The sequence below is a fragment of the Streptomyces sp. NPDC003077 genome, assembly GCF_040611095.1.
In the GTDB taxonomy this organism is placed as follows: Bacteria; Actinomycetota; Actinomycetes; order Streptomycetales; family Streptomycetaceae; genus Streptomyces.
Window position 1 is genome coordinate 1 of sequence record NZ_JBEXNM010000033.1, and the last position, 23,298, is coordinate 23,298.

Annotated in this window: 18 protein-coding genes; 5 read left to right on the plus strand and 13 right to left on the minus strand. The window is 73.7% G+C overall.

Going from position 1 to position 23,298, the window contains the following annotated elements; translation table 11 throughout:
• Window positions 1-203: 203 nt before the first annotated feature.
• Window positions 204-1,706 (minus strand): aldehyde dehydrogenase family protein, encoded by a 1,503-nt coding sequence (locus ABZX96_RS21700; RefSeq protein WP_355546938.1) that lies wholly within the window; start codon window positions 1,704-1,706, stop codon window positions 204-206.
• Window positions 1,707-1,981: 275 nt separating this feature from the next.
• The gene (locus ABZX96_RS21705; RefSeq protein WP_355546815.1) at window positions 1,982-3,610 is read right to left on the minus strand and encodes a PucR family transcriptional regulator ligand-binding domain-containing protein; all 1,629 of its coding nucleotides are present in this window, start codon (window positions 3,608-3,610) and stop codon (window positions 1,982-1,984) included.
• Between the two features lie 698 nt (window positions 3,611-4,308).
• Between ABZX96_RS21705 and ABZX96_RS21710 the strand changes: the two genes are divergently transcribed.
• On the plus strand, window positions 4,309-4,743 hold the full coding sequence (locus tag ABZX96_RS21710) for a RidA family protein (protein WP_355546817.1): 435 nt from the start codon (window positions 4,309-4,311) through the stop codon (window positions 4,741-4,743).
• 348 nt (window positions 4,744-5,091) lie between these two features.
• Here the strand turns inward: ABZX96_RS21710 and ABZX96_RS21715 are convergent, their stop codons facing one another.
• Window positions 5,092-7,311, minus strand: a complete 2,220-nt coding sequence (locus tag ABZX96_RS21715; RefSeq protein WP_355546819.1) for an ATP-binding protein — start codon at window positions 7,309-7,311, stop codon at window positions 5,092-5,094.
• 278 nt (window positions 7,312-7,589) lie between these two features.
• Between ABZX96_RS21715 and gabT the strand changes: the two genes are divergently transcribed.
• Both gabT and ABZX96_RS21725 read left to right on the plus strand, forming a co-directional pair.
• Complete coding sequence (gene gabT / locus ABZX96_RS21720) at window positions 7,590-8,939, plus strand: 4-aminobutyrate--2-oxoglutarate transaminase (RefSeq protein WP_355546821.1); 1,350 nt, start codon at window positions 7,590-7,592, stop codon at window positions 8,937-8,939.
• A gap of 609 nt (window positions 8,940-9,548) precedes the next feature.
• Window positions 9,549-10,316: a phosphatase PAP2 family protein gene (locus ABZX96_RS21725; protein WP_355546823.1), complete on the plus strand. Its 768-nt coding sequence runs from the start codon at window positions 9,549-9,551 to the stop codon at window positions 10,314-10,316.
• A 135-nt stretch (window positions 10,317-10,451) separates the two neighbouring features.
• Here ABZX96_RS21725 and ABZX96_RS21730 read toward each other — a convergent pair whose 3' ends face one another.
• The 6 genes from ABZX96_RS21730 to ABZX96_RS21755 all read right to left on the minus strand — a co-directional run bounded on the left by ABZX96_RS21730 (window position 10,452) and on the right by ABZX96_RS21755 (window position 17,305).
• Complete coding sequence (locus tag ABZX96_RS21730; RefSeq protein WP_355546825.1) at window positions 10,452-10,919, minus strand: hypothetical protein; 468 nt, start codon at window positions 10,917-10,919, stop codon at window positions 10,452-10,454.
• A 272-nt stretch (window positions 10,920-11,191) separates the two neighbouring features.
• Window positions 11,192-12,607, minus strand: coding sequence for an FAD-dependent oxidoreductase (locus ABZX96_RS21735; RefSeq protein ID WP_355546827.1), 1,416 nt, complete (start codon window positions 12,605-12,607; stop codon window positions 11,192-11,194).
• 5 nt (window positions 12,608-12,612) lie between these two features.
• Window positions 12,613-13,407 (minus strand): ABC transporter permease, encoded by a 795-nt coding sequence (locus ABZX96_RS21740; RefSeq protein ID WP_355546829.1) that lies wholly within the window; start codon window positions 13,405-13,407, stop codon window positions 12,613-12,615.
• Window positions 13,407-14,333, minus strand: a complete 927-nt coding sequence (locus ABZX96_RS21745; protein ID WP_355546831.1) for an ABC transporter permease — start codon at window positions 14,331-14,333, stop codon at window positions 13,407-13,409. Before ABZX96_RS21745 ends, ABZX96_RS21740 begins: the two co-directional genes overlap by 1 nt.
• Window positions 14,330-15,478 carry an ABC transporter ATP-binding protein gene (locus ABZX96_RS21750; protein WP_355546833.1) on the minus strand — a complete coding sequence of 383 codons (1,149 nt, stop codon included), beginning with the start codon at window positions 15,476-15,478 and terminating at the stop codon, window positions 14,330-14,332. The genes ABZX96_RS21745 and ABZX96_RS21750 overlap by 4 nt, the downstream gene beginning before the upstream one ends.
• A gap of 300 nt (window positions 15,479-15,778) precedes the next feature.
• A complete protein-coding gene (locus ABZX96_RS21755; protein WP_355546835.1) occupies window positions 15,779-17,305 on the minus strand; it encodes a gamma-aminobutyraldehyde dehydrogenase in 1,527 nt (508 codons plus the stop codon).
• A 210-nt stretch (window positions 17,306-17,515) separates the two neighbouring features.
• Between ABZX96_RS21755 and ABZX96_RS21760 the strand changes: the two genes are divergently transcribed.
• A complete protein-coding gene (locus tag ABZX96_RS21760; RefSeq protein WP_355546837.1) occupies window positions 17,516-18,118 on the plus strand; it encodes an NADAR family protein in 603 nt (200 codons plus the stop codon).
• A gap of 132 nt (window positions 18,119-18,250) precedes the next feature.
• Here ABZX96_RS21760 and ABZX96_RS21765 read toward each other — a convergent pair whose 3' ends face one another.
• The gene (locus ABZX96_RS21765; protein WP_355546839.1) at window positions 18,251-19,846 is read right to left on the minus strand and encodes a hypothetical protein; all 1,596 of its coding nucleotides are present in this window, start codon (window positions 19,844-19,846) and stop codon (window positions 18,251-18,253) included.
• 125 nt (window positions 19,847-19,971) lie between these two features.
• Here ABZX96_RS21765 and ABZX96_RS21770 point away from each other — a divergent pair, with 125 nt between their 5' ends.
• Window positions 19,972-20,994: an adenosine deaminase gene (locus tag ABZX96_RS21770; RefSeq protein ID WP_355546841.1), complete on the plus strand. Its 1,023-nt coding sequence runs from the start codon at window positions 19,972-19,974 to the stop codon at window positions 20,992-20,994.
• A 238-nt stretch (window positions 20,995-21,232) separates the two neighbouring features.
• Here the strand turns inward: ABZX96_RS21770 and ABZX96_RS21775 are convergent, their stop codons facing one another.
• The 3 genes from ABZX96_RS21775 to ABZX96_RS21785 form a co-directional block, all read right to left on the minus strand.
• Window positions 21,233-21,385, minus strand: coding sequence for a hypothetical protein (locus ABZX96_RS21775; protein WP_355546843.1), 153 nt, complete (start codon window positions 21,383-21,385; stop codon window positions 21,233-21,235).
• A 13-nt stretch (window positions 21,386-21,398) separates the two neighbouring features.
• Window positions 21,399-21,998, minus strand: coding sequence for an HXXEE domain-containing protein (locus ABZX96_RS21780; protein WP_355546845.1), 600 nt, complete (start codon window positions 21,996-21,998; stop codon window positions 21,399-21,401).
• Window positions 21,999-22,062: 64 nt separating this feature from the next.
• Window positions 22,063-23,244, minus strand: a complete 1,182-nt coding sequence (locus ABZX96_RS21785; protein WP_355546847.1) for a spermidine/putrescine ABC transporter substrate-binding protein — start codon at window positions 23,242-23,244, stop codon at window positions 22,063-22,065.
• Between the last annotated feature and the right edge of the window lie 54 nt (window positions 23,245-23,298).

Genomic DNA, 23,298 nt, shown 5'->3' on the forward strand with positions numbered 1-23,298 from the left:
CGAGGGCTCGTCGTCGTTCGCCGGAAGAGGCGGCGGGAGCCGCCGCGACGACGGGCCCGAGGGCCGTTCGCGGGGGGGGTGCGGCGCGTCCGGAGGGGGGGGGCGCGCCGCACCCGGCGCCGGGGCCCGCCGGTTCCGGTCGGCGGGCCCCGGCGGGCGCGGGGCCGGGTCGGCGGAGGCCCGGCGGGCGCGCGGGGCCGGGCTTACAGGTCCAGGCCCGTCAGCACCAGCACCCGCTCGTAGGTGTAGTCCTCCATCGCGAACCGCACGCCCTCGCGGCCCACGCCGGACTCCTTGGCGCCGCCGTACGGCATCTGGTCCGCGCGGTAGGACGGCACGTCGCCGATGACGACGCCGCCCACCTCCAGCGCGCGGTGCGCCCGGAAGGCGGCCTGGAGGTCGTGCGTGAACACGCCGGTCTGGAGGCCGTACTTCGAGTCGTTGACGGCGGCGAACGCGGCGGCCTCGCCCTCGACCCGCTGCACCGTCAGGACCGGGCCGAAGACCTCCTCGCGGGCCAGGGTGGTGTCGGCGGGCAGGTCGGTGAGGACGGTCGGGGCGTACGTGGCGCCGTCCCGCTTGCCGCCGGTGAGCAGCGTGGCGCCCGCCTCGACGGCCTCCTGGACCCAGGACTCCACGCGCCGCGCGGCGTCCTCGCTGACCAGCGGGCCGACCTCGGTGGCCTCGTCGGAGGGGTCGCCGGTGACCTGGGCCTCGACCGCCGCGACGATCTTGGGCAGCAGCCGGTCGTAGACGGTCGCGTCGGCGATCACCCGCTGCACCGAGATGCAGGACTGGCCGCCCTGGTAGTTGGAGAAGGTCGCGATGCGGGTCGCGGCCCAGTCGAGGTCGGCCTCGGAGGCGTAGTCCGGCAGGACGACGGCGGCGCCGTTGCCGCCCAGCTCCAGGGTGCAGTGCTTGCGCGGCACGGAGTCCATGATCGCGTAACCGACGCGGTCGGAACCGGTGAAGGAGATCACCGGCAGCCGCTCGTCCTGGACGAGGGCCGGCATCCGGTCGTTCGGCACCGGCAGCACCGACCACGAACCGGCCGGCAGGTCGGTCTCGGCCAGCAGCTCGCCCAGGATCAGGCCGGACAGCGGGGTGGCCGGGGCGGGCTTGAGGATGATCGGGGCGCCGGCCGCGATCGCCGGGGCGACCTTGTGGGCGCACAGGTTGAGCGGGAAGTTGAACGGGGCGATGCCGAGCACCGTGCCGCGCGGGAAGCGGCGGGTCAGGGCCAGCCGGCCGGTGCCGCCCGCGTCGGTGTCCAGGCGCTGTGCCTCGCCGCCGTTGAAGCGGCGGGCCTCCTCGGCCGCGAACCGGAACACGGAGACCGCGCGGCCGACCTCGCCGCGCGCCCACTTGATGGGCTTGCCGTTCTCCGCCGAGATGAGCCGCGCGATCTCCTCCGCGCGCTCGGTCAGCCGCCGCTGCACGTGGTCCAGCGCCGCCGCCCGGACGTGGGCGGGGGTGGCCGCGAACTCGGCCTGCACCGCGACGGAAGCCGCGACGGCCTCCTCGACCTGCTCCTCGGTGGGCACGCTCACCCGGCCGACCAGCCGGCCGTCCCAGGGCGAGGTGACGTCGAAGGTGTCCTGGCCGGTGGCCTGCCGGCCGGCGAGCCAGAAGGCGTGGACGGCGGCGTCGGAGGTGACGGCTGCGTCGGAGGTGACGGCGGCGTCAGAGGAGACGTCGGGGGAAATCGGCACCGTGGATCCCGGCCCTTCCGAAGTGGTGGATACGTGCGGCGGCCGGTGCGGCGCGGTGTGCGGCGGGGCTCCTGTCGACGCGGTCCGGCTGCGTCCACCGTAGGGGCGCGGCCGGGGAGGGATGTTTGTCCGGTTCGTAGCAGTGGAGGGCGCGGGGTGGCCGGATTGGCGGAGAAAAGCGGCGAAGCCCCGCTGCCGTCTCGCGGGCGCCGCCCCATCGGGCGCGCTGGTCCCTCGCCGTCACTCCCCTGTGGTGCCCGTGGTCGCCTTCAGGGGGTGCCCGTGGTCGCCTTCAGGGCGAGCCACAGCTCCATGCGGACGTCCGGGTCGTCCAGGGAGCGGCCGAGGATCTCCTCCACCCGCCGCATCCGGTAGCGCAGCGTGTGCCGGTGCACCCCCAGGTCCGCGGCGGCGGCGTCCCACTGGCCGTGCCGGGACAGCCAGGCCCGCAAGGAGGCGACCAGATCGCCGCGTCCGGTGGCGTCGTGATCGCGCAGGGCCCGCAGCATCCCGTCGGCGAACGCCCGCACCGCGTCGTCCGCCAGCAGCGGCAGCACCGAACCCGCCGCCATCTCCTCGTGCTCGACCAGGGCCCGGCCCCGGCGGCGGGCGACGGAGAGCGCCTGCTCGGCCTGGCGGTAGGCGTGCCCGGCGGCCATCGGGCCGGACGGCGCCGAGAGGCCGATGGCCAGCGCCGTGCCGCCCCACCCCGCCTCGGCCCGCTCCGCGCGCCCGCGCGGCCGGGTCCCCACGCCGCTCAGGGCCTCCAGGTCCGCGGCGTACGCGGCGCAGGCCGCGACCGCCGCGCCGCCGTCCGCGGCCAGCACCACCAGCCGCCCGGCGTCCGGCACGGCGAGCACCGCCTCGCCCGTACGGGCCGCGGCGGCCTCCATCGTGTCGGCGAGCACGTCCAAGGGGCACGGTTCCTCCTCGCCGCGTTCCGCGTCGGAGGCCGGCGGCTCGGCGACCACCACCCGGAAGGGCGCGTCCAGCAGCCCGCCGTACAGACGCCCCGCCACCGCGCGCGCGTGGTCCGGCTCCCCGGCCAGCAGCATCCGCAGCACCGCCGCGCCCAGACGCTGCTCGGCGTCCTGGAGCGCCCGGGAACGCTCGGTGGTCAAGGTGAGCAGCGCGACGGCGGCGTGTACGGCGTACCGCTCGGCGGTGCCCAGCGGCGCGGCCGTACCGACCGCGAGCACGCCGCGCGACCGGCGGCCGGTGCCCAGCGACTGGAGCTCCACCCGGTCGGTGCCCTCCGCGTCCCCGACCACGGCGCTGGCCGGGGCCGGGCGCTCGCGCAGCCGCCCGATGTCGTCGGTGAGGCGGGCGGCGCGCCGGGCCGCCCACTCGGGGGCGGCGGCCACCACCGCGCCCGACGCGTCGTACAGCGCGCACCAGCCGTCGAGGTGGCCGGCGAGCCGGGCCAGCAGCTCGGCCGGGCCCTCGGCGCTGAGCGCGGCCCGCGTCAGCTCGCGCTGCGCCTCGAAGCCGGCGGTCACCGCGCGGTACTGGTCGGCCGCGACGGCCGCCGACACGGCCTTGCTGATCGCGATGAACGGGGTGCGGCGCGGCACGACCAGCAGCGGCAGCCCCTCCCCCTTGGCCGCCGCGATCAGCGCCTGCGGCACGTCCTCGTAATTCACGCCGACCGCGAACCCGAGCCCCACCACCCCGGCCGCCACCAGCCGCCGCACGTACGCGCGGGTCGCGTCCGGGTCCTCGGCGTCCAGCTTGAGCGCCGTCGTCAGCAGCAGCTCGTCGCCCTCCATGTACGGCACCGGGTCGATCAGCTCGCTGGTGTGGGCCCAGCGCACGGGCGTACCCAGCCGCTCCTCGCCCGCGAGCACGGTCAGCTTGAGGGCGGAGTGGTTGACCAGGGAGGCGAGGGTGTGCGGCATGGGACCTTCGGGGGCGTCGTCGGCGGCGGCTCGTCCCGCCGCCTCTTCGGGGTGGGCGGGTTGTCGCGCCGCCTCATCGGGTGAGGCGGCTTGTCGCGCCGCCTCGTTTGTGCCGTCCTGTATGAACGGTCGGGGACGATTGTGCCTTAGCGGTGGGTTGTTTCGTGGGGAGTTGGGGGGAGCGGGCCCCCGTAGGCCGCGGGGTGCGCTCGTCGGGTGCCCGGGGCGTTCCCCGGGTGCTCGGATGACGGGCCCTGTGGCGGGGCCCGGCGCCGCCTGGTGGTGGGGGTTTGTCGCCTTCGGCGGGATGAGGTGTGTGGGGCGGACGCCTGGTGTGTTTTTGGGTCGGGGCCGCCCCGGGGTACCTCCTCGCGGCAGTTGCGCTTACCCGACGTCATCTTGTGACGGGGCCGCCGCGCCCCAGTCCGCTGCGGGGGCACCCCGGGACGTCCCCTTCCGTCAGTTGCGCGTCCGCCCCTTGTGGGGGTGGAAAAACCCGGGTCGGCCCGTTCCTGATCGGGGCCGTTCGTGGGGGCGGAAGGCCGTCGTTCGGGGAACGGAACCGGTCGGCCTCTGGGCGCCCCGGCCGGTTCCGTTCTCCTCGTCGGAAAAGCGATGGACGGGCGTGTGGCCTGCACGTCCTAATGGGGCGCGAATCCGACCGATCACGCACCGATCCGATCCGAAGGACGGTTTCCATGCCTCGTCTCTCGACCACTCCCGGGCTCTTCCCGCCGCCGGGCTATTCGCACACGGCCGTCGTCGAGGCCGGGGAGCGTCTGGTCTTCGCGGCCGGGGCGGTTCCCTTGGACGCTGACGGGAAGCTCGTCGGGCCGGGTGACCTGCGGGCACAGACGCGGCAGGTCCTGGCCAACCTCGCGGCCCAGCTCGAAGCGGTCGGCAGCGGGCTGGACCACGTGTTCTCCAGCACGGTGTACGTCGTTGCCGGCGACGCGGAGGCCATGGACCCAGCCTGGGACGAGATCGACGCCTCCGGGCTGTCCACCGGGCCGCACACCTCCACCCTCGTAGGCGTGACCGTGCTCGGCTATCCGGGCCAGCTGGTGGAGATCACCGCTACAGCCGTGATTCCGGAGCACCGGGACGCAGACCCTGCACCCGGGCGGGAGTAAGCCGGTCCAGGTCGGCCTCAGTTACTTGTGTCGGGGCGCCTGATCTTCTCTTTCTCCCCCCACAAAGGGGCGGACGCGCAACCGGCGGAAGGGGACGTCCCGGGGTGCCCCCGCAGCGGACTGGGGCGCGGCGGCCGGTGACGACATCGCGTCGGGTAAGCGCAACTGCCGCGAGGAGGTACCCCGGGGCGGCCCCGACCCACAAACACACCGGGCGTCCGCCCCACACACCCCCTCCCGCCGAAGGCGGCAAACCCCCACCACCAGGTGGCGCCCCGATGAAGCGGGCCCAGGACGCCGCACAGAACTGAGGCAACGCAAGGGGGAGCGGGTGCCCGAACCCGCACCTCACCCCCGCAGATCCACCAACACCGGCGGCACATGCTCCCCACTCGCCGACGTCAGAGAGAGCACCGCGTGCCCCGCCGGCACCGCATTGGCCAGGTCGGACGCGGACCACCGTTCGCGTTCGACGGTGCGGACGGTGACGGCCTTGGCGGTGACGGCCTTGCCGGTCACCATCTGGCGCAGCAGGTGGAAGGCCTTCATCGCTGCGCCCTCGGCGATGACCTGGCGGTCCGTCACGTCGCGGGTCTCGACCCATTCCTTGCCCCACACCTCGGCGAACCGCGCCCCGTCCCAGGTCGTCACCCCGGCGAAGGCCATCCGGCAGCCCACCGCGCCCAGCAGCGCGCCGCGCAGCGGCTCCGGGACATCGTCCAGGGAGCGCAGGGCCAGGACGACGCCCGCGTTCGCGGCCCGCAGCCGCTGGAGGCCGCGCAGCGCCTCGGCGGTGACGGCCTGCGCGGCGTCGTCCAGCACCAGGCAGGCGAACAGCGAACGGTCGGCGCGGGCCACCGCGCTCTCGGTGAACTGGGCGAGCAGCAGCCGGGTCAGCAGCCGTGACGCCTCGGCGTGCCCGCGTTCGGGCAGTTCGACGCGGACCCGCAGCGGGTGGTCCAGCGCCCGCAGGGAGACCTGCCGGGTGGCGCCCGTGGGGTCGAAGAACCCGGCGAACGCGGGGCGGTCCAGCAGGGCGATCCGGTCGGCGAGCAGGGGGCCCACGTCGCCGTCCCGGGCGGACTGGCGGGCCCGCGCGTCCAGTTCGCGCAACAGCGCGTCGTCGCCGGACTCCTTGAGGGCGCCGCGCAGCCGGGCCAGCGCGTCGGGGGCACCGTCCAGCAGCTCCCGCAGTTCCGGCACGGCGGGGAAGCGGCCGTACGCCGCCCGGTACGGGCCGAGGAGCTGGGCCAGCGCGGTCGCCGCGCGCCGGCTGTCGCCGCCGGGGAGCGCGGCCACCAGGTCGCCGACCAGCGCGTCGGCGAGGATGCCCGCCGCCTCGTCCGGGTCGGTGGTGCCGCCGTACAGGTCGAGGTCGGCGTCCGTGCCGGGGCGGCCGATCCGTACGACCACGTCGAAGGCGTCGTCCGGGCCGAGGTCGGTCCCGGACGCGCCGACGGCGACCACGGCGCACCGGCCGGCCAGCGCCTGGAGGCACATCGACTCCACGACCGGCCGCACCAGCCCGGTCGTCTTGCCGGCCCCGGACGGCCCGACGGCCAGCAGGGACGTGCCGAGCACGGCGGGTTCCAGGGCGATGCCGGCGCCCCGGTAGCGATGCGGGTTGCGCGGGTCGTCGGCCGCCGCGCCGATGCGCACCTGCTGGGCGAGCAGGTCGTGTCGCGCGAAGCGGCGGGGCAGGTCACGCGTCCCGGAGGGGTGGGCGCAGGCGGCGGCGCCGTGCCGCAGGACGGTGTCGGTGAACGAGGCCAGGGAGTTGGCGCCGCTGCGTACGGAGGCCCAGGCGCGTTCGATGCGGGCCACGTCCACGTCGTTCATCCGCCCGGTGCGCGCTTCCTCTGCGAGCTTGTCGGCGGCGTCCGGCGCTCCGGCGGCCCGCAGGTGCGGCCACTGGGCGCGGTCCTCGGCGGGCACCGGGACCGCCGGGGGCCGCCGCTCCCGCAGCCGCCGCAGAACCGGGACGACGAACCGCCGGCCCACCTCGGCCCACCGCCCGAGCCGCCCGAAGACGACCACGAGCAGGGCGATGATCAGCGCGTAATAGATGTACGAGGCCCAGACGAACGCCTCCGTTCCGCCGTTCGTCCGCCAGGAGTCGGGGGTGAGCAGCGCCAGCGGCCAGAGCCAGTAGCTGCCGAGGTACTGGTTCCACAACAGGGACCACAGCAGCCACCCGCACAGAAAGCTGATCACCGCCCCCGTGAGGAGCTGCCGCGCGGGCACCTGGTCGGGCCGTTCGGCGGCCTTCGGCGTGTGTTCGTACGTCCACACGCCCGGCCCGTCGGCCCGGCGCGGCGCCCGCAGCCAGCGCAGCAGCGACGTTTCCGCGCCGTCCGCCGGGTGGGCCGCCGGGGCCGGGGGGACGACCGGCGGCACGGTGGGGCGTGGCGGGACGACGGGGGCCGGCCGCGCGGCCGGTACGGAAGGGGCGGCGGCGGGCTTGTCGAAGGCCCAGGAGCCGCGGGGGGCCCGCCCATGAGGGGGTACGCCACCCACGTCACCGCCGCGGCGCGCCCGCTCCGCGTCGTGTGTGTCCTCGGTGTTCATCCGGTTGCCCCCTCGTCCCCCTGAGCCGTGCCGGGTTCCTGGCCTGCGGGGCCGTCGCCGGGACGGCCGGGTCGTTCTGCCGCTCGCTGTGCCGGTGGTGCCTGCGCGCTCCGGTGTGCGCCGCCGTTCAATGTAGTCGCCGGGCCGCCGCTCTATGTCCGCCGAGGACAAGGGAACCCGCGCACTTCTCCCGAACGGAACATGCCGACCCCCGCCACAGGCGCTTAACCTGCGGAAACAAACCCCCGAACGTGCCCGTCCCACTCCAGGAGACCGCCATGACCGAACTGTCCGGAGGCCCCGCCCTCCCCCAGGAGCGTCGCGTCGTCACCGCCATCCCCGGCCCGAAGTCCCAGGAGCTGTGGGCCCGCAAGCAGGCCACCGTCGCCGCCGGCGTGGGGGCCGTGCTGCCCGTCTTCGCCCGGCGGGCCGGCGGCGGGATCCTGGAGGACGTGGACGGCAACGCGTTCATCGACTTCGGTTCCGGCATCGCCGTGACCTCGGTCGGCAACAGCGCCGAGGCCGTGGTGCGGCGCGCCACCGCGCAGCTCGCGGACTACACCCACACCTGTGTGATGGTCACGCCCTACGAGCCGTACGTCGAGGTCTGCGAGCGGCTGGCCGAGCTGACGCCGGGTGACCACGCCAAGAAGTCCGCGCTGTTCAACTCGGGCGCCGAGGCCGTCGAGAACGCCGTCAAGATCGCCCGTGCGTACACCAAGCGCCAGGCGATCGTCGTCTTCGACCACGGCTACCACGGCCGGACGAACCTGACGATGGCGCTGACCGCCAAGAACATGCCGTACAAGCACGGCTTCGGCCCGTTCGCCCCCGAGATCCACCGGGTGCCGCTGGCCTACCCCTTCCGCTGGCTGACCGGCCCGGAGAACTGCGCCAAGGAAGCCGCCGACCAGGCGATCGAGCAGATCACCAAGCAGATCGGCGCCGAGAACGTCGCGGCGATCATCATCGAGCCGGTGCTCGGCGAGGGCGGCTTCATCGAGCCGGCCAAGGGCTTCCTCCCCGCCATCGCGCGGTTCGCCAAGGACAACGGCATCGTCTTCGTGGCGGACGAGATCCAGTCCGGGTTCTGCCGTACGGGCCAGTGGTTCGCGTGCGAGGACGAGGGCATCGTCCCGGACCTGATCACGACGGCGAAGGGCATCGCGGGCGGCCTGCCGCTGGCGGCCGTCACCGGTCGCGCCGAGATCATGGACGCCGCGCACGCGGGCGGCCTCGGCGGCACCTACGGCGGCAACCCGGTGGCCTGCGCCGCGGCGCTCGGCGCGATCGAGACCATGCGCGAGCAGGACCTGAACGCCAAGGCGCGGCGGATCGGCGAGATCATGAAGCCGCGGCTGTCGGCGATGGCGGAGAAGTTCGACATCATCGGCGAGGTCCGCGGGCGCGGCGCGATGATCGCCATCGAGCTGGTCCGCTCCGGCACCAAGGACCCCAACCCGGAGGCCACCGCGGCGCTCGCCAAGGCCTGCCACCAGCAGGGCCTGCTCGTCCTGACCACCGGTACGTACGGGAACGTGCTGCGCTTCCTGCCGCCGCTGGTCATCGGCGAGGACCTGCTGAACGAGGGGCTGGACATCATCGAGTCGGCCCTGGCGAAGGTCTGAGCCGGGAGGTCTGAGTCGGCAGATCCGAACCGGGAGATCCGAACCGGTAAGCCTGGATCGCGTACAGGCAGCGGGGCGGGGTGTGGCGGGATGCCGCACCCCGCCCCCGCCGGCGTTCCGGGCCGGTTCGCGGGCGGGCCCGAGCGGGCGCCCGGGGACGGGTTCCGGGTCGTCCCCCGCCTCGTTCGCACTCCCATGCGGCAGGGCGACATACTGGCCCCTCAGTGGACCCGTGCGCAGCCCCGCGCACGCTGTGACCACCAGTAACCGGAGTCGTGAGGTGAAGAAGATGTGCGGGGGCAATGGCGGGTGGGTGATCCGGCTGTCGGGCCCCGGCCCGCTGCCGTACGGTTTCTGCAGATGAGAGGAACACGCCGCCCGCAGGGGACTGCGGGCGACGCCCGGTCGGCGCTTCCCCGGCTCCGATCTGGCCGTGCTCTCGCGCATGAAGCCGGAGCCCTCGGTTCCGGTCATCCTCACCGATCGGACGGCCGCCCGCCCCACACCCCCCGGGGCCGGCGGTTCACCGGTCACCCCGGCCGCCTCGGAACCACCCCCCCTGTTCCGGGGCGGCCGACCCCTGTCCGGGGTCCCTTCCGCTCTTCTCCGGTGCTCTGTGCGCTCGGCGCCCTCCTGCTGTTCGTCCTCCTGACGTGGCAGGTGGCGGCCCACGGCCCGGTGCGCGCGCTGGACGAGCGGCTGGGGCGCGCCATCGGCGGCAGCGCCTTCCCCACCGCCCCCGCCGAGTTCCTGGCCGACCTCGGCAACGCCTCCGTGGCGCTGCCGCTGCTCGCGCTCGCCGTGGCGTACGCCGCCTGGCGGGGTCGGCGCGCGGGGTGCGGACGCGCAGGAGCCGAGAACGGCCGTACGGGCCTCGGCCCGGGCGAAGGACGCGCGGAGCCAAGCGGTGGTGGCGGGGCGGGCCCATCCAAGGAACAGAGCCGCACCGCCCGCTGGTGGCTGCCGCCTCTCGCCGCCGCCCTGGTCATGGGCGCCGTGCCCGCCCTCGTCGTCCCGCTCAAGACCTGGCTGGCGCGGCCGGGTCCGCCGGTGATGGTGGCCGCCGGCGTGCCGGACGGCTTCTATCCGTCCGGTCACGCGGCCACCGCCGCCGTCGCGTACGGGGCGGTGGCCCTGCTGGTGGTCCGGTGGCACCCGCGCGCCCGGTGGCCGGTGGCGCTCGTGGTCGGGATGGGCAACCTGGCGGTCGGTTTCGGTCTGGTGCGGCGCGGCTATCACTGGCCGGCGGACGTGGCCGCCAGTTGGTGCCTGGCGGTGGTGCTGCTGGCGGCCTGGGTCCTGGTCTGCCGGACGTGGGCGCCGCGGACTCGGTTCGCCGACGGTACGGGGGCGCCCGGCGCTTGCCGTGATCAGTAGTGCCCCCTCCCGTCGCGCCTTCCTCAGCCGAAGGCGCGGGGAACGGGGCCCCCGCGGCACCATCCGGGCCGCCGCCCGGCTCCCCCTCCCGTCGCCCCCGGCCGCCGGCGGTGGCCCTCCCATCGCCCCCGCCCGTCAGCGGCGTTCGTCCCACCGACCCCGGGCAAGAAAGGCGGCGGCCTCGTGCATCGCCGACTCCAGGACCACGGGATCGGTGAGCCGCCCCGTACCGTCCGGCGGCACCACCCAGCGGACGCCACCGGTGACGCGGCCCGGGTAGGGCACCACGATCCAGGTGCCGCGTCCCGCGCCGCGCACCCCGGTGCCGATCCAGCGCGCGGTCGTGCCGGCCGGTACGAAGAACCCCATCCGCGCGTCACCGAAGTCGGCCAGCACCGGGCCGGGCCGGTCCGCCACGCGGCCCAGCACGTCCAGCGTCGGGTAGCCGAGCTCGCCCGGCAGGATCAGTACGTCCCACCCCACCCCGGCCGGCAGGAGAGCGACTCCCAGCCGGTTGCGCTCCCACTCCCACCGGCAGGCCCGCGGGTCCGGCGCCACCGAAACCAGCCATTCCACCGCACTACGGGCGGCTGCCCCGTCCATGTCCCCTCGTTTCCCCGGCCCGCCTCCGGACCGGTGTCGTGAGGAAGACCGCGGGGGTGCGACATCCTTACGCGGATCGCCGGACGGGCCGGGCGCACGGAGTGCGGACCCGGCCCGGGGCGGCGACCGGGCTCCCCTACGGCGCACGGCCCGGGACGCGTACGTACAGGAAGACGGTTACGTACGGGAGGACGGATACATACGGGAGGACGGATACATACGGAGCACCAAGAGGAGGAGCGCCAAAAGGAGGAGCACCAAAAGCGCTCCCCTCAGCTGTCGAACCCCAGCCCCGCCCGGTCCATCGCCTTCAGCCACAGGTTGCGCCGCCCGCCGCGCACGTCGGCCCGGGTCATCGACCACTGGGTGATGCCGATGCCCGCCCAGCGCAGTGGCTCGGGCGGGAAGGGCAGCGGCTTGGAGCGGACCATGTCCAGGGAGGTGCGTTCGGTGGGCTCGCCGGCGAGGAGGTCGAGCATCACCTCGGCCCCGAAGCGGGTGGCCCCCACGCCGAGCCCGGTGTAGCCCGCGGCGTAGGCGACCCGGCCGGCGTGCGCGGTGCCGAAGAAGGCCGCGAAGCGGGCGCAGGTGTCGATGGCGCCGCCCCAGGCGTGCGTGAAGCGCAGGCCCTCCAGTTGGGGGAAGCAGCGGAAGAAGTGGCGGGCGAGCTTCTCGTAGGTGGCCGGGTGGTGGTCGTACTCGGCGCGCACCCCGCCGCCGTAGCGGTAGACGACGTCGTAGCCGCCCCACAGGATGCGGTGGTCGTCGGTGATGCGGAAGTAGTGGAAGTGGTTGTTGCTGTCGCCCAGGCCCTGGCGGTTGCGCCAGCCGATGGCGGCGAGTTGTTCGGCGTTGAGCGGCTCGGTCATCAGCGCGTGGTCGTAGACGGGGACGATGTACGGGCGGATGCGGCGCACCAGGGAGGGGAAGGCGTTGGTGCCGAGCGCGACGTGGCGGGCGAAGACGCGGCCGTAGGAGGTGCGGACCATCATGCCGAGGCCGTCGGCGGCCATGCCGGTGGCGCGGGTGCGTTCGTAGATCCGGACGCCGAGGTCCTGGCAGGCGCGCTTGAGGCCCCAGGCGAGGCGGGCGGGGTGGAGCATGGCGACGCCGGTGCGGTCCCAGAGTCCGGCGAGGAAGGTGGGCGAGTCGACTTCGGCGCGCAGCGCGTCGCGGTCCAGGAAGGCGTAGCGGTCCAGGCCCAGGCGTTCGGCGTCGCGGGCGGTCTCCTGGAGTTCGGCGATCTGGTGGGGTTCGGTGGCGATGTCGATCTCGCCGGTGCGTTCGAAGGAGCAGTCGATCTTGTAGCGGGCTATCGCGTCCTCGATGGCGGCGAGGTTGCGCATGCCCAGTTCTTCGAGCTTGGCGAGTTCGTGCGGCCAGCGGGCGAGGCCGTTGCCCAGGCCGTGGGTGAGGGAGGCGGCGCAGAAGCCGCCGTTGCGGCCGGACGCGGCCCAGCCGACTTCCTGGCCCTCGATCAGGACGACGTCGCGGGCGGGGTCGCGTTCCTTGGCGATCAGTGCGGTCCACAGCCCCGAGTAGCCGCCGCCGACGACGAGCAGGTCGCACTGCTCGTCGCCGACGAGGGCGGGGAGGGCGGCCGGACGGTCCTCGTCGTCCAGCCAGAAGGGGGCGGGGGAGGCGTCCGCGAGGGCACGGACGGGGTTGGTCATGGCAGCTCGTGCCATGGTTCTCAGCTCCTCTTGCGGCGTTTGCCGGCCAGTTGGCCGACCAGTACGCAGAGCACGGCGATCAGGAACATCGCCGTTCCGATGACATTGATTTGAACGGGTGTGCCCCTCTGTGCCGATCCCCAGACGAACATGGGGAAGGTCACGGTGGAGCCGGCGTTGAAGTTCGTGATGATGAAGTCGTCGAAGGAGAGTGCGAAGGAGAGCAGCGCGCCGGCCGCGATGCCCGGCGCGGCGATCGGCAGCGTCACCCGGAGGAACGTCTGCAGGGGGGTGGCGTACAGGTCCTGCGCGGCCTGTTCCAGCCGGGGGTCCATGCTCATGACCCGGGCCTTGACCGCCGTCACGACGAAGCTCAGGCAGAACATGACGTGCGCGATCAGGATCGTCCAGAAGCCGAACCGCATCCCCATGTTGAGGAACAGGGTCGCCAGCGACGCGGCCATGACGACCTCCGGCATGGCCATCGGCAGGAAGATCAGGGTGTTGACGGCGGAGCGGGCGCGGAAGCGGTAGCGGGCCAGCGCGAAGGCGATCATCGTCCCGAGGACGGTGGAGCCCAGCGTCGCCCACAGGGCGATGCGCAGGCTCAGGCCGAGCGAGCCGCACAGGTCGGCGACGCCGCACGGGTCGGTCCAGGCGTCGGTGGAGAAGCGCTGCCACGCGTAGTTGAACCGCCCGTTGGGCTTGTTGAACGAGAAGACCAGCACGACGAGGTTGGGCAGCAGCAGGTACGCGAGCGTGCACAGGCCCGCGATCGTGACGAGGTGGCGGCGGAGCCATCGCAGGGGAGCCATCAGACCAGGTCCTCCGTCCCGGACTTGCGCAGGTAGACGGTGACCATGACGAGGATCGCGGCCATGAGGATGAAGGAGAGCGCGGCGGCCGTCGGGTAGTCCAGGACCCGCAGGAACTGGGACTGGATGACGTTGCCGATCATCTTCTGGTCCGTGGAGCCCAGCAGCTCGGCGTTGATGTAGTCGCCCGCCGCCGGGATGAACGTCAGCAGCGTGCCCGCGACCACGCCCGGCATGGACAGCGGGAAGGTGACCTTGCGGAAGGTGGTCACCGGCCGGGCGTACAGGTCGCCCGCCGCCTCGTGGAGCCGCGGGTCGATGCGCTCCAGGGAGGTGTAGAGCGGCAGCACCATGAAGGGCAGGAAGTTGTACGTCAGCCCGCAGACCACCGCGAGCGGGGTGGCCAGCAGCCGGTGGCCCTCGGTCAGCCCGAGCCGGCTGGTCACGTCCAGTACGTGCAGGTGGTCGAGCAGGCCGACGACCGGTCCGCCGTCGGCCAGGATCGTCTTCCAGGCGAGCGTGCGGATCAGGAAGCTGGTGAAGAACGGCGCGATGACGAGCACCATCACCAGGTGGCGCCAGCGTCCGGCCTTGAAGGCGATCAGGTACGCGAGCGGGTAGCCGAGTGCCAGGCACAGCACGGTGGCGACGGCGGCGTAGCCCACGGAGCGCAGGAACTGCGGCCAGTAGGTGCCCAGCGCGTCCCAGTAGGTCGCGAAGTGCCAGGTGACCGTGAAGCCCTCTTCGAGGGAGCCGGTCTGCACCGAGGTCGAGGCCTGGTAGACCAGCGGCGCCGCGAAGAAGACCAGCAGCCACAGGATGCCGGGCAGCAGCAGCCAGTAGGGCACCAGGCGCTTGCGGCGGCCGGGGCCCCGGGAGCGGACCGCGCCCTCGGGCGGGGCGGGTGGCGTCTCGGTGGTGCTCACGCCGCCTCCTCGTCGGTGTCCGCGCCGGCGTCGATGTCCTGGTCCGCGTCCAGGGCGAAGGTGTGCTCGGGGTCCCAGTGCAGGACCACCTCGGCGCCGGGCACCAGCCGCGCGTCGCGCCGCACGTTCTGCTCGTAGGCGGAGAGCCGGCCGATGCCGGGCGCCTCGATGACGTACTGCGTGGAGACCCCGATGAAGCTCGCGTCCCGGATCCGGCCGGTCACGCGGTTGTGCCCCTCGGCCACCGATCCGGCGTCCTCGACCGGGACCAGCGCCATCTTCTCCGGGCGCACGCCCGCCAGCACCGTGTCGCCCTCGCGGACGGCGGGGACGCAGCGGCGGACGGGCAGCCGCAGCGTGGCCGCGCCCGCCTTGACCACCAGCGTGTCGCCGGAGGCCGTGAGGACCCCCGCCTCGATGAGGTTGGAGGTGCCCAGGAAGTTGGCGACGAAGGTGGTGGCCGGGTTCTCGTACAGGTCGGCGGGGGCGCCGAGCTGCTCGACCCGGCCGCCGTTCATCACGGCCACGGTGTCGGCCATCGTCATGGCCTCCTCCTGGTCGTGCGTGACGTGCACGAAGGTGATGCCGACCTCCGTCTGGATGCGCTTGAGCTCCAGCTGCATCTGGCGGCGCAGCTTGAGGTCGAGGGCGCCCAGCGGCTCGTCCAGGAGCAGCACCTGCGGGTGGTTGATCAGCGCGCGGGCCACCGCGACCCGCTGCTGCTGCCCGCCGGAGAGCTGCTGCGGCTTGCGGCGCGCCATCGGGCCGAGCTGGACGAGGTCGAGCATCTCCTCGACCTGCTTCCTGACGGACTTGATGCCGCGGCGGCGCAGCCCGAAGGCGACGTTCTCGAAGATGTCCAGGTGCGGGAAGAGCGCGTAGTTCTGGAAGACGGTGTTGACCGGGCGCTTGTAGGGCGGCAGGGCGGTAACGTCCTTGCCGGCCAGTTCGACGGTGCCGGTGGTGGGGTCCTCCAGACCGGCGATCATGCGCAGGGTGGTGGTCTTGCCGCAGCCGGAGGCGCCCAGCAGGGCGAAGAAGGAGCCCGCGGGGACGGTGAGGTCGAGCGGGTGGACGGCGGTGAACGCGCCGTAGGTCTTGCTGATCCCGGTGAGGCGGACGTCGCCTCCGGTGGTCTGCGTCATCAGTGGGGTCCCGGGGTTGGAAACGGAAAGCTGGGGGTGGGGTGCGCGGGCGGGGTGCCCCTGAGGAGAGGCGCCGGCGGGGACGGAGGCCCGGTGCGGGCGGATGGTGGCGGTGCGTTCGGGGTACGGGATCCGCTGCTGGGGAGACGGGACCGGACGCGGCGGGCGCGGTGCGGGACGCGGCGCCGCCGGGCCGCGGCCGACCGGTCGCCGACGGTCGGCCGGGATCGGCCGTCGGTCGGCTGCGGTCGACCGGGATCGGCCGTCGGTCGGCTGCGGTCGACCGGGATCGGCCGTCGGTCAGCCGCGGTCGGCGCGGTCCGCGAAGACCGTGCGGTGCCAGTCCTTCCTCGCGACCGCCGTGTTGTCGTACATGACGTGCTTGACCTGCGTGTACTCCTCGAAGGAGTAGGCGGACATGTCCTTGCCGAAGCCGGAGGCCCGGTACCCGCCGTGCGGCATCTCGCTGATGATCGGGATGTGGTCGTTGACCCAGACGCAGCCGGCCTTGATCTCGCGGGTGGCGCGGCCCGCCCGGTAGACGTCCCGGCTCCAGGCGGAGGCCGCCAGCCCGTAGGGGGTGTCGTTGGCCAGCGCGATGCCCTCGTCGTCGCCGTCGAACGGCAGCACCACCAGCACCGGGCCGAAGACCTCGGACCGGACGATCTCGCTGTCCTGCGGGGCGCCGGTGATCAGGGTGGGGCGGTAGTACGCGCCCTTGGCCAGCTCGCCCTGCGGGGCGTCGCCGCCGGTGACCACGGTCGCGTAGGACCGGGCACGGTCGACGAAACCGGCCACCCGGTCGCGCTGGGCGTGCGAGACCAGCGGGCCGAGGTCGGTCGCCGGATCGAACGGGTCGCCGAGCCGGACGGCCGCCATCAGGTCGGCGACGCCTGCGACGAACGCGTCGAACAGCGGGCGCTGCACATAGGCGCGGGTCGCGGCGGTGCAGTCCTGGCCGCTGTTGATCAGGGCGCCGGCCACCGCGCCGTGCACCGCCGCCTCCAGGTCGGCGTCGTCGAAGACGACGAACGGCGCCTTGCCGCCCAGCTCCAGGTGGAGCCGCTTGACGGTGGCGGTGGCGAGTTCGGCGACCCGCTTGCCGACGCCGGTGGAGCCGGTGAAGGAGGTCATCGCCACGTCGGGGTGCGCCACCAGGTGCTCGCCCGCGTCCCGGCCCGCCCCGGAGACGACGTTGATCACGCCGTCCGGTATGCCCGCCTCCTGGGCGGCCTGGGCGAACATCAGGGAGGTCAGCGGGGTGAGCTCGGCGGGCTTGAGCACGATGGTGTTGCCCGCGGCGACGGCCGGCAGCACCTTCCAGGCCGCCATCTGGAGCGGGTAGTTCCACGGCGCGATGGACCCGACGACGCCGATCGGCTCGCGGCGCACGTACGAGGTGTGGTCGCCGCTGTACTCGCCGGCCGCCTTGCCCTCCAGGTGCCGGGCCGCGCCCGCGAAGAACGCGGTGTTGTCCACGGTGCCCGGCACGTCGAACTCGGTGCTGAGCCGCAGCGGCTTGCCGCACTGCAGGGACTCGGCGTACGCGAACTCGCCGGCCCGCTCGGCGAGGACGGCGGCGAACCGGTGCAGCGCGTCGGAGCGCTCGCCGGGGGTGGCCCCGGCCCACTCGGGGAAGGCGCGCCCGGCCGCCGCGACCGCCGCGTCCACGTCCCGTGTCCCGGCCAGTTCATAGCGGTGCACCGGCTCGCCGGTCGCCGGGTCGACGACCTCGAAGGTGCGGCCGGAACCACCGGGGCGGAGGGCGCCGCCGATGAATTGCGCACCCGGGGCGAACCGTTCCGTCACATCGAACCGCTGATTCATGGTGCTCTCCTCCGCCGGGGCGCCAGGCGTCCGGCCCACTGCGCGGCACTGCCTGGCGTAGCTCTATCCGGAATCGATGGCCGATGTTGACAGAGGTGTCTGCCCCCAACAAGTGATTCCGTTGTTGCCTTTTGGTTACGCAACGAATTCTGCGATTTCCGCCACCCACGCCCCCGACACGTTGTCAGTGCTCGCTGACAGAATCCCGGCATGATGCATGACCACACGGGGATCGCGGAAAACGCGAGGCAGGGCGCGGCGGTGGACGGTCCGCGCTCGGTGGCGGAGCTGATCGCGGCGACCGCTGCCGGACAAAAATACAAGTATGTCTACTTCTGGGGCCACAGGCCCCGACGGGACGGCACCCTCGGCCCGAGTTGCTTCAGCCAGTGGTGGCCGTCCCCCTTCACGGTCGGCGGCGTCCGGTACGCCACCGCCGAGCACTGGATGATGGCCTGCAAGGCCCGGCTGTTCCAGGACGCGGAGGCGGAGCGGAAGGTGCTCGCCGCCGGTCACCCGAAGCAGGCCAAGGACGCCGGACGCACGGTCCGCGGCTTCGACGAGGAACGCTGGCGGGCCCACCGCTTCGCCTTCGTCACCGAGGGCAGCGTGCACAAATTCGGCCAGGACGCCGCGCTGCGCGACTTCCTGCTCGGCACGGGCTCCCGGGTGCTGGTGGAGGCCAGCCCACTGGACCGCATATGGGGCATCGGCCTCGCCGCCGACGACGAGCGCGCCGCGGCCCCCTCCCGCTGGCGCGGCGAGAACCTCCTCGGCTTCGCCTTGATGGAGGCCCGGCAGCGGCTGGGGTGAGCGCGGGGCCGGTCGTCGGCCCGCTCACCGCCCGGGCGCGCCGGACTCGCGCGGACCAGCGGGTCGCCGCACCCGCGTTCCGGGGCGGTGTGCGCACCGCCCGGGCGTGCCCGCCGGCCCGGAGCGGCGTGCTCACCGCCCGGTCGGCGGCGACAGGCGGGACACGAAGACCGGGGGCAGATCGGGTCGCGGGGCGGCGTTGTAGGTGTCCGAGTGATCCGACTGGTCAGGGCCCGGATCGTCGTAGTCCGACACGAAGTCGCCGATCCTGACGACGAGTATCAGGACGCTCCCCACCACGGCGACCACTCCGAGGATCAGCCCGGCCAGCGCCATGCCGCCGTTGGTGGCCTGCCCCTTGCCCGCCTTGGCCCTGCCGATCCCACCGAAGACGATCGCGAGCACCCCCAGGAGGAAGCCGAGGAGAACGGTGGGGGCGAGGACGACCCCGATGATGCCGAGGACGAGCCCTCCGATGCCGTAGCCGTTCCCGTCCCGGGCCGGCAGCCAGGGGGGCGGATAGCCCATCGGCGCCGGATAGCCCCCATGGGCGGGTGGGTGCGCCGGATACCCGAAGGCACCGGCCGGGGCTCCGGCAGGGCCGGGGAAACCCGGCGCGGTCTGGCCGGGGGCGGGTCCGAGGGGGAAGTCCCCGGTGGCGTACGGGGCGGCGCCGTGCGGCGGCTGTCCCGGCCACGTCGTCCCTGGCTGCGGCGGGCGGCCGTACGCGGTGGGGGCGGCGGGGTTCCAAGGGGGCCCGGAAGTCGCGCCGGGCGTCCCGGATGCCCCGGGGGCCATCGGCGGTGGAGGCAGCGGGTGTTCGCCGGCGCCGGGCCGGTGGCCCGTGGCGGGCAAGCCGGTGCCGGGTATCGCGCCCGCCGGGTTGGCTATGTGGGAGCCGGGTGGGGGCGGGGTGGGTTGGTGGAGGGGGGCGAAGCCGGGGGTGGGGGCGGGGGGCGTGCTCGGCTTCGGGGCCGTTCCCGCGCTCGGCTCCGGAGAGGGAGTGGCGCTCAGCTCTGTGCCCGGCTCCGGGGCCGCGTTCGGTTGGGTGCCCGGCTCCGATTCCGGCTCCGGCTCCGTGCCCGCGCTCGGTTCGGTGCTCGGCTCCGTGCCCGTGCTCGGCGTCGGGTGCGCGTCGGCGGTCGGTTCCATGCCCGCCTTCGGCTCCCCGTCGGCGCTCGGCTCCGCCGCGGAACCCGCCTCCGGGGCCGTGCCCGCTGCCGCGTCAGGGCTCGGCTTCGTGTCAGGGCTCGACTTCGAGACCGGCTTCGGATCCCCGTCGGCGTCCGGCTCCGGCATCGGCCGCCCGTCAGCGTGCGGCTCGGAGGCCTGCTTCGGCTCCCCGCCGGGGCTCACCTCCGGAACCGCGTCAGGCTCCGCCTTCGCCCGCCCGCCATCGCTCGCCCCCGCATCGGCACGCGCCTCCGGGACCGGCTGCGGCTCCGCACCGGCACTCGCCTCCCGGACCGACTGCGGCTGCGGCTGCGGCTGCGGCTGCCCGTCAACGACCGACCGCACATCCCCACCCGGCCCCGTGACGGCACCCGTCCCACTCCAGGCGCCCGCCCCGCTCCGGGCCTCCGGCTGCTGCTCCCCCTGGACGACGACCGCCCGCTCGTCCGCCTGCTTGCGCTTCCACCAGCGCGCCGACGGCTTGGTCAGCGGCACCCTGTCTTCCGGCGGAGCCCACGGGTCACGCGGTTCGGGCTGCTGCTGACTGTCGGACATCACTCTCCCCATTCGCTGTCCCGTCATGCTAAGACCTGGCCCCACCGCGCACCCGCACGTGCATACGATGATCCCGTCATGCCGGGGCCACCGGCCCGATCCGTCCGCCCGACCTGGAGGGACCCTTGTCCGATCTCGATGCCTTCATCGCCGGGCTGCCGAAGGCGGAGTTGCACGTCCACCACGTCGGTTCGGCGTCGCCGCGGATCGTGGCCGCGCTGGCGGCCCGGCACCCTGACTCGGCGGTGCCCACCGACCCCGAAGCGCTGGTCGACTACTTCACCTTCCGCGACTTCGCGCACTTCATCGAGGTCTACCTCTCCGTCGTGGACCTGATCCGGGACGCCGAGGACGTGCGGCTGCTGACGTACGAGGTCGCCCGCGACATGGCCCGGCAGAACATCCGGTACGCCGAGCTGACCGTCACCCCGTACAGCTCCACCCGGCGCGGCATCCCGGACGTCGCCTTCGTCGAGGCCATCGAGGACGCGCGCAAGGCGGCGGAGACGGAACTCGGCGTCGTGCTGCGCTGGTGCTTCGACATTCCGGGCGAGGCCGGGCTGACCTCGGCCGAGGAGACCGCCCGGATCGCGTGCGACCTGCGGCCGGAGGGCCTGGTGTCGTTCGGGCTCGGCGGCCCGGAGATCGGCGTCCCGCGCCCGCAGTTCAAGCCGTACTTCGACCGGGCCATCGCCGCCGGGCTGCACTCCGTGCCGCACGCCGGCGAGACCACCGGCCCGGAGACCATCTGGGACGCCCTGGTGGCCCTGCGCGCCGAGCGCATCGGCCACGGCACCAGCGCCGTCCAGGACCCGAAGCTGCTGGCCCACCTCGCCGAGCACCGCATCCCGCTGGAGGTCTGCCCGACCTCCAACATCGCCACCCGGGCCGTGCGCACCCTTGAGGAGCACCCGCTCAAGGAGATGGTCGACGCGGGCGTCCTCGTCACGATCAACAGCGACGACCCCCCGATGTTCGGCACCGACCTCTGCCTCGAATACGGCGTGGCCGCGCGGCTGCTGGATCTGGACGCGGCCGGGGTCGCCGCGCTCGCCAAGAACGCCGTCACCGCCTCGTTCCTGGACGAAACCGGCAAGGCGAGGCTCACCGCCGAGATCGACGCCTACACCGCCGCGTGGCAGCGCTAGCGCCCCTTGACCGTCGCCCATCGCGGTGACCCGCAACCTCAAGCCCGCCCCACCCGCGCCCATGGACGGCGCCCCACAAAACCAAGCCCGTCCGGCGATTGAGGACAACGCCCCCGGCGTTCACCGGTACCAAAAAATCACCCGCCACCCGCCCAAGAGCCCGCACGCGCGCTCACCGGGGTGTCCTCAATCGCCGGACGGGCTGGCGGGCTCGGCCCCCAAGCACCCCCGACTGTCCTCAATCGCCGGACGGGCTGAGGGTGACGGTCTCGGCCCGAAGGTGCGGGCGCCGTGCGGGAACCTTGACGGCGAAACCGCGGCTCGTCGCCACACCCGTCACGGCGCCCACAAGCACGCCGAGCACCGCGACCACGCCGAGCACAACGAGCACGGCGCCCCCGCCCTCACCCCCTCGCCAACCACCGCCCCACCCCGTGCGACACCACCATCGCCGCCCCCGCCGCGGCGAGCCCGCCCACGGCACCCCGTGCGGTCGTCGGACGCAGAACCCCGGCGCGCCGCAACCGGGCGCGGGCCCACAGGGCGAAGGGGATGACGACGACCGGCGAGGTGGCGGAGCCGGGGGTGTAACCGCGCACGGCCGCGGCCTGGGCGAGGTGCATCAGGCCGTGCAGCCCGAAGCCGTCCAGCGCCCCTTGGAAGAGGGCCGACCGGCCGCCCGTACGGTGCCCGTGCGCCGCGGCGGCGGCCACGATCACGCCCATCACGGCCACCGCGTAGCCGAACTCGCGCTCGTCCACGTCCTCCAGCACCCGCCACACCCGTTCCGGCACGTCCGGGAACCGCTCCCGCAGCGCGGGCAGGTGCGCCCGGAGCCAGCGGGGCCCGCACGCCACCTCCTCCGCGTCGTGCAGCGCCCACGCGGCGAGCAGTCCGTACGTGACGGCGGGCCCGATCGCCCGCGCGCCGCCGTCCGGTTCCGCGACCGCCGACGCGCCCCTACGGGTTTCCCCACGGATTCCTCCGACGCGCTTCGCCCTCATGCGGGCGAGTCTGGCAGGGCACCCGGCACGGCCCGCGCCCGGCCCCCGCCCCGCCGCGTCGCCTTCACAGCCCGACGACGGAGTTCCACTCCTTCGCGAAGGCCGTCCGCTCCTTGGGCGTGATGTCCCGGGTCGTCGCCAGCCGCTCGCGCATCGTGTCGTCGGGGAAGATCAGCGGGTTCTCGGCCAGTTCGGCGCGCTCCTTGTCCTTGGAGGCGGCGAGGATGTCGCGGGCGGCGGGGACGGGGCAGACGTAGTTGACCCAGGCCGCCAGGTCCGCGGCCACCTCGGGCCGGTAGTAGTGGTCGATGAGCTGCTCGGCGTTGCGCTTGTGGGCCGCGAGGTTGGGAATCATCAGGCTCTCGGCCCACAGTTCCGCGCCCTCCTCGGGCACCACGAACTCGATGTCGGGGTTGTCCGCGCGGAGCTGGATGACGTCGCCCGAGTACGCCTGGGCGGCGAGCACGTCGCCCGACGACAGGTCCTTGATGTAGTCGTTGCCGGTGAACCGGCGGATGTGCTTCTTGCCGACGAGGCTCCGCAGCTGCTTGATCAGCTTCTCGAAGTCGTCCTCGGTCCAGCGGGTGATGTCCGCGCCGTTGCCCTGCATGAGCATCCCGAAGGCCTCGTCCAGCCCGGCGAACAGCGTGACCCGGCCGCGCAGGTCGTCCCGCCACAGGTCGGAGGTGTGCCGGATCTCCCGGCCGAGCTTGCGGCGGTTGTAGGCGATGCCGGTGATGCCCGACTGCCAGGGGACGGAGTGCCGGCGGCCCGGGTCGAAGTGCGGGGTGCGCAGCAGCGGGTCCAGGTTGCGGGCGACGTGGGGCTGGGCCGCCCGGTCCATTTCCTGGACCCAGCCCAGCCGCACGTAGCGAGCGCCCATCCAGTCGCTGATGACGATCAGGTCGCGCCCGGTCGGCTGGTGGTTCATCAGCGAGGGGCTGATCTTGCCGAAGAACTCGTCGTTGTCGTTGATCTCCTCGGTGTACGTCACCGATATCCCGGTGCGTTTCTCGAACGCCTCCAGGGTCGGGCGCCGCCGGGGATCGTCGTCGTCGACGTCGATGTACAGCGGCCAGTTGGCGAACGTCAGCCGGCGCTCGCGGCCGGAGCGGTCCCGGGCACCGCGGTCCGCCGGTGCCACGTACGCCGCGGGCACCCCGCAACCGGCCACGGAGACGAGCGCTCCGGCCGTCGAGATGCCGCCCATGCCGCGCAGCAGCGCGCGCCGTGAAAGTTCTGCCATGCACAGCACTCTCACGTGTCACGGCCGGGAACGGCAAGCGACAGACCGTCAGCC